Here is a 7,821-nt window from a genome sequence, read left to right on the forward strand (position 1 = left end):
GTCAGACGGCCGCGAGCCGCCCTTTCACTGCAGTGCGAATTCCGCTGCGTTGTTTCCGAAGGCGCTGGCGCCGTGGTCGGCACGCCCGACCATTTGCCGGAACCCAGCGAAAAGCTCGCGGCCGAAGCCGAATTCATTGCCGACAAGATCGCTGTCTGCCGCCCGGCGCAACGCGAAATCGCCTGCCGGCACCAGCACTTCCAGCGTTCCGGCGTCGGCGTCGAGCCTGATGATGTCGCCCTCCTGGATCCTGGCGATCGGCCCGCCCTCGACCGCCTCCGGCGTCACATGGATCGCCGCAGGCACCTTGCCGCTGGCGCCCGACATGCGCCCGTCGGTGACCAGCGCCACATGCTGGCCGCGATCCTGCAGGACGCCGAGCACGGTGGTCAGTTTGTGCAGCTCCGGCATGCCGTTGGCTTTCGGACCCTGGAAGCGGATGACGGCGATGAAATCGCCGGTCAACGTGCCGGCCTTGAACGCCTCGTTGAGCCCTTGCTGGCTGTCGAAAACCTTGGCCGGCGCCTCGATGATGCGCCGTTCCGGTTTCACCGCCGATGTCTTGATGACGGCGTGGCCGAGATTGCCTGACAGCATCTTCAATCCGCCCGTTGGCTGGAACGCCTTCTTGAACGGCGCCAGCACCTTCTCGTCGCCGCTTTCGCGGGGCGAGTCCTCGCGCACCACGCCGCCATCGGCGCCGAGCTTGGCCTCGACCGCATAAGGCCGCAGCCCTTCGCCCCAAACCGTCTGGACGTCCTCGTGCAATATTCCCTCGTCGAGCAGTTCGCGGATCAGGAAGCCGAGCCCGCCGGCTGCGTGGAAATGGTTCACGTCGGCAAGGCCGTTCGGATAGACCCGCGCCAGCAGCGGCACGGCTTCCGAAAGATCCGAAATATCCTGCCAGGTAATGGCGATGCCGGCCGCGGCGGCCATGGCGACCAGGTGGATGGTGTGATTGGTCGATCCGCCGGTGGCGTGCAGGCCGACGATGCCGTTGACGATCGAGCGCTCGTCGATCATCCGGCCGACCGGCGTGTAGGCGTTGCCGAGCGCGGTGATCGCCAGCGCCTGCTTTGTCGCCTCCCGGGTCAGCGCGTCGCGCAACGGCGTGCCAGGGTTGACGAAGGAGGCGCCTGGCGTGTGCAGGCCCATGATCTCCATCAGCATCTGGTTGGAGTTCGCCGTGCCGTAGAAGGTGCAGGTTCCCGGCCCGTGATAGGATTTGGACTCGGCCTCGAGCAGCTCGGCCCGTCCTGCCTTGCCTTCGGCATAGAGCTGGCGGACCTTGGCTTTCTCGTCATTGGGCAGGCCCGTCGTCATCGGCCCGGCCGGGATGAACACCGCCGGCAGATGGCCGAAGGTCAGGGCCGCGATCACCAGCCCAGGCACGATCTTGTCGCAGACGCCGAGATAGACGGCCGCGTCGAACATGTTGTGCGACAGGCCGATCGCCGCCGCCATGGCGATGACGTCGCGCGAGAACAGCGACAGCTCCATACCGGGCTGGCCCTGCGTGACGCCGTCGCACATCGCCGGGACGCCGCCGGCGACCTGGGCAATGCCGCCGGCCTCGCGCGCCGCGTCCTTGATCAGCGCCGGATATGTCTCAAAAGGCTGATGCGCCGACAGCATGTCGTTATAGGAGGTGATGATGCCGAGGTTCGGCACGCGGTCGCCGCCAAGTGCCAGCTTTTCCGAAGGGCTGCACACGGCAAAGCCATGGGCGAGGTTGCCGCACGACAGCACGGCCCGGTTGGCGGTGCGGTTCGAGGCCTCGGCGATGCGGCCGAGATAGGCTTCGCGGCCCGGTCTGGAGCGCTGGCGGATGCGCTCGGTGATGGCTTCGATGTCGCGTCTCGCGGTCATGGCGTCGGTCCTTTCGAACGAGGTCTCGGGGACACGGTCCGGCTATCCGCCGGGACCCCTTAGCAAGTTGAATCAGGGTGCCCAGAAAACCTCTACGGGCCTCTCGGCTGCGTCGAGCACGGCGCGAATGGGCTTTCGCAGTTCCGATGCCATCGCGCTTTCGAATGCCTTGCGCTTGTCCTCGCCCTCGATGTGCAGTGCGAGGAAGCCGGCCCTGACGATCCGCGCCAGCGACAGCGTCAGCCGCGGCTCGCCGGCGCTTGCCGCGTGAACCGGGAGCACGACTTTTGCCGAGGACGGGTCGAGCAGTTTTTCCAGATTGTCGGCGTCAGGAAAAAATGACGCGGTATGGCCGTCGGTTCCCATGCCAAGCACAACCACATCGAGCGGCCAGGGCAGCGACCGCAACATCCTGCTGTCGGCCTCCGACATGTCCTCGATACTTGCTGCCTCCTGGTAGAGCGGCACGAAACGCGCGGCTGCGGCCGCGTTTTGCAAAAGATTGGCAGCGACCAGCCCGGCATTGGAGCGCGGAGAGGAGGCCGGCACGCAACGCTCGTCGACCAGCGTCACCGTGACCTTGTTCCAGGCGATCGGAATACTCGAAAGCGATGCGAAAAATTTCGCCGGCGTCGTGCCGCCGGAAACGGCGAGCAATGCCGTGCCGCGCTCAGCGATTGCATTGGTCAGGCGGCCTGCGACGTGCCCGGCAAGTGCTGCCGCCAGGTCCTGGCGTTCGGCAAACGCGTGCCAGCTATAGGCGGCGCTGTTCAATTGCTCTCGTGCCATGTCCGCCCGTCGCGTTCGATAAGCGCAATCGAAGCCGAGGGGCCCCATGTGCCGGCCGTATAGCCCTGCGCCTCTTGCCTGGCGCTTTCCCATGCGTCCTGGATCGGGTCGATCCACTTCCACGCTGCCTCGACCTCGTCGCGGCGCATGAACAGCGTCTGGTTGCCACGGATGACGTCCATGATCAGCCGCTCATAGGCATCGGGCGCGCGGCCGTCGAAGGATTGCGCGAAGCTCATGTCGAGCGGGATCTGGCGCAGCCGCATGCCGCCAGGCCCCGGATCCTTGATCATGATGAACTGCTTGACGCCTTCGTCGGGCTGCAGCCTGATGACCAGCTGGTTTGCCGAGATCGGCCCGGCGCTGTCGCCGAAGATCGAATGCGGGATCGGCTTGAATTCGATGACGATCTCCGAAACGCGTGTCGCCAGCCGTTTGCCCGTCCTGAGGTAGAACGGCACGCCCGCCCAGCGCCAGTTGCCGATTTCGGCCTTGAGCGCAACGAAGGTCTCGGTGTTGCTGTTCTTGCCGAGCTCCTCGACATAACCTTTCACCGGCCCGCCGGCCGAGGCCCCGGCACGGTACTGGCCGCGTACCGTGTGCTTGGGCGCTTCGTTGCCGTTGATGCGTTTCAGCCCGCGCAACACCTTTAGCTTTTCGTCGCGCACGGCATCGGCGTCCATCGACGACGGCGCCTCCATGGCGACGAGGCAGAGAAGCTGCAGCATGTGGTTCTGCACCATGTCGCGCAGCGCACCGGCCTTGTCGTAGTAGGTGACGCGGTCTTCGAGGCCGACGGTCTCGGCCACGGTGATCTGCACATGGTCGACATTGGCGGAATTCCACAGCGGCTCGTAGAGCGCATTGGCAAAGCGCAGCGCCATCAGGTTCTGCACCGTCTCCTTGCCGAGATAGTGATCGATGCGGAAAATCTGGCTTTCATGGAAATCGTCGCCGACCAGATCGTTGAGCTCGCGCGCCGAGGCGAGATCGCGCCCGATCGGCTTCTCCAGCACGATGCGCGAGTTCGGCGTGATCAGCCCGTTCTCTTTCAGCTTGTGCGAGATTTCGCCGAACAGCGCCGGCGCGACCGCCAGGTAGAAGGCGCGGATGCATTCGCTGTCGCCGATCGCCTTCTTCAATTTGTCGAAGCCCGCGCCGGTGGTTGCGTCGGCCGAGACGTAGGAAAGCCGGGCAAGGAACGTCTTCAGCTCCGTGGCGTCGATATCGGCCGGCTTCACATGGTCGGAAATCGCTTGCCTGGCGAACGCCTGGAATTCCTCGTCGGTCATTCTCGAGCGCGAGGTGCCGATGATGCGCGTCGGTTCGGAAAACTGACGGCCCCGCTGGCGATGGTAGAGCGACGGCAAAAGCTTGCGTTCCGACAGATCGCCGGTGCCGCCGAAAATGATGAAGTCGAAAGGGTCGACGGGAATGATCTGGCTGGTCATTGGTCTGTCCGCTCTGACGCCGCTCGCTGTGTAGCGATTGATATAATCTAATCGATTTAGACTTTCCAGTGACACGGCGTCACATCCCAAGGCCAATCGGGTGATGGCCGATTGTTCTGAGGTGTGCCTTGACACTGGCGCAACCCGGACGCTTGTCGGCGAGGTGGTTCCGGGAGGCCTTCGCAGATGCAGCATAGAGCGGGATCGAAGCGAAAGCCAAAGGAGAAATCGAGAGTATATTGATCTTTCGGCGGCCATTGCCGGAGGCTGCCGGAGCAGTCATCTTCAATCATGAGTGAGAAATCCATGCGCCTGGAAAACAAAGTTGCCATCATCACCGGTGCCGCGTCAGGCTTCGGCGAGGGTATGGCCAAGCGTTTTGCCGAGGAGGGCGCCAAGGTCGTTGTCGCCGACCTCAACGCCAAGGGCGCCGAACGCGTCGCCAACGAGATCGGCCGGGCGGCGATCTGGACCCAGACGGACGTCTCGACCCGTTCCGAGTTCGACGAGATGGTCTATGCCGCAAAGAGTGCCTTTGGCCGCATCGACATTATGGTCAACAATGCCGGCTACACCCATCGCAACGGCGATATGCTCGAGATCGACGAGACGACCTTCGATCTGATCACGGCCGTCAACATGAAGGCGATCTACCACGCCGCTCTGGCGGTCGTGCCGGTGATGGATAGGCAAGGCGGCGGCGTCATCCTGACCACGGCTTCGACCGCCGGCATCAGGCCGCGGCCCGGCCTCACCTGGTACAATGCGTCGAAGGGCTGGGCAATCACCGCGACCAAATCCATGGCGGTGGAACTCGCGCCGAAGAACATCCGCGTCAACTGCCTGTGCCCGGTCGCCGGCGAGACCGGCATGCTGGAAAAATTCATGGGCGCGGACACACCCGAAATCCGCGAGAAATTTCGCGCGTCGATCCCGCTTGGCCGGCTTTCGACGCCGCTCGACATAGCCAACGCGGCGCTCTGGCTGGCTTCGGACGAGGCGGCCTTTGTCACTGGCGTGGCGCTGGAGGTCGACGGCGGACGATGCATCTGAGCTGTCCGGCCCTGTCGGCTTCAAGTTTGACTTGACCGTCCCTCGCGCCCGGGCGGCTGATTGCGGCAGCCAAATGAGCCGTGGGCAACGTCAAAGAATGGCCTGACCAATCCTAAAGCGCGTCGCGTCTGAATGGACTCATGCGACGCGCTTTAGGTTCTTGTGTTTATGCATGTCGTTGTCGCAAAACCGCTGCGCACCCTCGGGTCAGGGCCTTGGGTCAGGCCCGAGGGCATGCTTTTGCACGACATGCATTAGGCGCCGGTCTTGACGAAGCTCTTGTAGATCCAGCCGCGTTTGCCGTTGTAGACGATCTGGCACCATTTCTTGCAGCCCATCACCTGAACCGAGGTCTTGGCTGGAATGGTGACGATGGCGGCCGCACTGTTCTTTGGACCGGTGCGCATGGTGACGCCCCTGAGGATGCGTCCGGTATCTGCCGCGCCTGCTTGCTTGGCCTCGACCTTGGCCTGGGCGCCATCCTTCTGCGTCTCGGCCGGCAGCGGATTCGGGGTCGGGATGGCGGCGGTTGGCGCACCGTCCGTCGCCGTCCTGGTGGGAGCTGCGACCTTGGCAATCAATGCTGCCACTTTGGTTTTCGCTGCCGGATCGGCGAATGTCGCCGCAGCGGACGGCCTGTCTGCTTTTTCAGCCTGGCCCGCCACCTGGCCGGATGCGGTCTTCGGTGCCGATCCTGTCCAGCGAGGGTCATTGGGCGCCAGCGCCGCTATCTCGGCCTTCGCTGCAACCACTGCGGGCGAAATCGCATCGGTCTTGCTCGCAGCCTGCTGCGCCGCGGCTACCCTCGACGCCGCAGCCGGCACGATCCTTGTCGTTTTCACCGGAATGCTGGAAACGATCTGCTCGGGACTGGCGACCGCTTGTCTCTCGCTGGCCGGCAATGCCAGCCATAGCGCCACTGCGGCCACGCCAAGCAGCGCTGCTGTGCCAAACGCGGCGATGACCAGATGCAGGTTCGACCGGATTTGCCGCCAGAACCTGGGCTGCATGTCGTAACCAAACTGCATCGCAAAGCGCCGTCGTTCCGGCGCGCCGAAACTGAAGGGCTCTCTCACTCTTGCAACCTCCATTTGCGGGCCAACCTTCTTACGACCTGTGCCGGGCAACCGGCATCTGGTCGGCATCGGTCCCAATCCAACGCGGGCAGGCCCGCAAAATCCCCTTCGACTGCCCAGAACCGGCATCCTTTGCCGGCGATTGTGGCATCACTGCGCCCTTGCCGGCCGGATTCTGCACCTTTACGATCGATTCTGCAACTTGCAAGGGATTTTGCAACCTGTGGTTAGATACGATCTCTCAATGCATACCAGTTGAGCGCAAGAAACAGCAGAGGCGCGCGGAAGCGCCGGCCACCGGGAAAGGCCGGAATCTTCAGGTCCTCGATCAGCCTCAGGCGGTCCCGGTTGCCGGCGACGGTTTCGGCATAGAGCTTGCCGAAAAAGTTCGACAGCATGACGCCGTGGCCGGAATAGCCGCCGACCGAGATCACATTGGGCATCACCTCGCGCACGAACGGTTTTCTCGGCATCGTGATACCGACATAGCCGCCCCAGCCATGGGTGATCTCGACATCCCTGAGGTCAGGGTAAAGCTCGGCGATCTGCCGGCGGATGTGGACATGGATGTCTTTCGGATCGTTGACAGCGTAGATCTCGCGCCCGCCGAACAGCAGCCGACCATCCGTCGATTTGCGGAAATAGCGTACTACGAAGCGGGAATCGTCGACCGCCTCACCGCCCGGCAGCACGTTTGAATCCCCAAGCGGCACCGTCGCGCCGATGAAGGAGCCGATCGGCATGATGTGCGCGGCACTGATCGGCTCGAGCGTGCCGCCATGGGCGTTGACGCCGACGAGACATTTTTCGGCGGATATCGTGCCTTTCGGCGTCGTAACCCTGACCTTGCCGCCAACGGACGCGATGCCGGTCGCCGGCGTCTGCTCGAACAGCTGCGCGCCCGCCTGCGCCGCCACTTTTGCCGTGCCGATCACCAGCTTCAGCGGGTGGATGTGCCCGGTGCCGGTGTCGCGGGTGCCGCCGAAATAGCGCGCCGAGCCCAACCGCTCCGCCGTCTCCTTGGCGTCCATGAAGCTGATGTGCGGATAGCCGAAGCGGTTCGCCATGATCTCGGCATGCGCCTTGTAGTCGTCGACGTAGCGCTGCTTGTGCGCCACCGACATCTGGCCGGGCATGTAGTCGATCTCGATCTTGTTGACGGCGGCGAATTCGAGGAGATGCGCCTTGGCCTCTTCGGCGAGGTCGAACAGCGCCCTGGCCCGGGAAAAGCCGTATTCCGCTTCGAGTTCCTCGGCCCAGGCGCGCTGGCCGGTGCCGAGCTGGCCGCCATTGCGGCCCGATGCGCCGTCGCCGAAACGATGCGCTTCGATCAGCACGACATTGCTGCTGGCCTTGGCAAGGTGCGCCGCCGCCGACAGGCCGGTAAAGCCGCCGCCAACGACGACGACGTCGCATGTCCGGTCACCGTCGAGCGCCGGGTATTCGGACCGCGGGCCGGCCGTTTCCTCATACCAGGAGCGGCCGGGGGAGATTGGGGATTGGTAAGGCATGATGCTCGGGTTAGGGCAGTAGGGCAGTAGGGCAGTAGGGCAGTAGGGCAGTAGGGCAGTAGGGCAGTAGGG

6 protein-coding genes are annotated in these 7,821 nt (G+C 63.9%); 1 reads left to right on the forward strand and 5 read right to left on the reverse strand.

What is annotated here, in order from left to right:
- Positions 1-24 precede the first annotated feature (24 nt).
- From edd to zwf, 3 genes are all read right to left on the reverse strand, one after another.
- Positions 25-1,869, reverse strand: a complete 1,845-nt coding sequence (gene edd / locus NMG70_RS26525; RefSeq protein ID WP_254027245.1) for a phosphogluconate dehydratase — start codon at positions 1,867-1,869, stop codon at positions 25-27.
- A 72-nt stretch (positions 1,870-1,941) separates the two neighbouring features.
- Positions 1,942-2,658, reverse strand: a complete 717-nt coding sequence (pgl, locus tag NMG70_RS26530) for a 6-phosphogluconolactonase (protein ID WP_254027246.1) — start codon at positions 2,656-2,658, stop codon at positions 1,942-1,944.
- A complete protein-coding gene (gene zwf, locus NMG70_RS26535; RefSeq protein WP_254027247.1) occupies positions 2,640-4,109 on the reverse strand; it encodes a glucose-6-phosphate dehydrogenase in 1,470 nt (489 codons plus the stop codon). The genes pgl and zwf overlap by 19 nt, the downstream gene beginning before the upstream one ends.
- Before the next feature lie 306 nt (positions 4,110-4,415).
- On the opposite strand from zwf, the gene NMG70_RS26540 reads away from it, so the two are divergent.
- Positions 4,416-5,162, forward strand: a complete 747-nt coding sequence (locus NMG70_RS26540; protein ID WP_254027359.1) for an SDR family oxidoreductase — start codon at positions 4,416-4,418, stop codon at positions 5,160-5,162.
- Between the two features lie 254 nt (positions 5,163-5,416).
- Here NMG70_RS26540 and NMG70_RS26545 read toward each other — a convergent pair whose 3' ends face one another.
- Complete coding sequence (locus NMG70_RS26545; RefSeq protein WP_254027248.1) at positions 5,417-6,238, reverse strand: SH3 domain-containing protein; 822 nt, start codon at positions 6,236-6,238, stop codon at positions 5,417-5,419.
- Positions 6,239-6,465: 227 nt separating this feature from the next.
- Positions 6,466-7,749 (reverse strand): NAD(P)/FAD-dependent oxidoreductase, encoded by a 1,284-nt coding sequence (locus NMG70_RS26550; protein WP_254027249.1) that lies wholly within the window; start codon positions 7,747-7,749, stop codon positions 6,466-6,468.
- Between the last annotated feature and the right edge of the window lie 72 nt (positions 7,750-7,821).

The sequence above is a fragment of the Mesorhizobium ventifaucium genome, from assembly GCF_935822925.1.
Taxonomy (GTDB): domain Bacteria; phylum Pseudomonadota; class Alphaproteobacteria; order Rhizobiales; family Rhizobiaceae; genus Mesorhizobium; species Mesorhizobium ventifaucium.

Bases quoted from the DNA above. Each gene is read 5' to 3' on its own strand.
- NMG70_RS26540 (WP_254027359.1), top strand. From the start codon at position 4,416: ATGCGCCTGGAAAACAAAGTTGCCATCATCACCGGTGCCGCGTCAGGC.
- NMG70_RS26550 (WP_254027249.1), bottom strand. From the start codon at position 7,749: ATGCCTTACCAATCCCCAATCTCCCCCGGCCGCTCCTGGTATGAGGAA.
- edd (WP_254027245.1), bottom strand. From the start codon at position 1,869: ATGACCGCGAGACGCGACATCGAAGCCATCACCGAGCGCATCCGCCAG.
- zwf (WP_254027247.1), bottom strand. From the start codon at position 4,109: ATGACCAGCCAGATCATTCCCGTCGACCCTTTCGACTTCATCATTTTC.
- pgl (WP_254027246.1), bottom strand. From the start codon at position 2,658: ATGGCACGAGAGCAATTGAACAGCGCCGCCTATAGCTGGCACGCGTTT.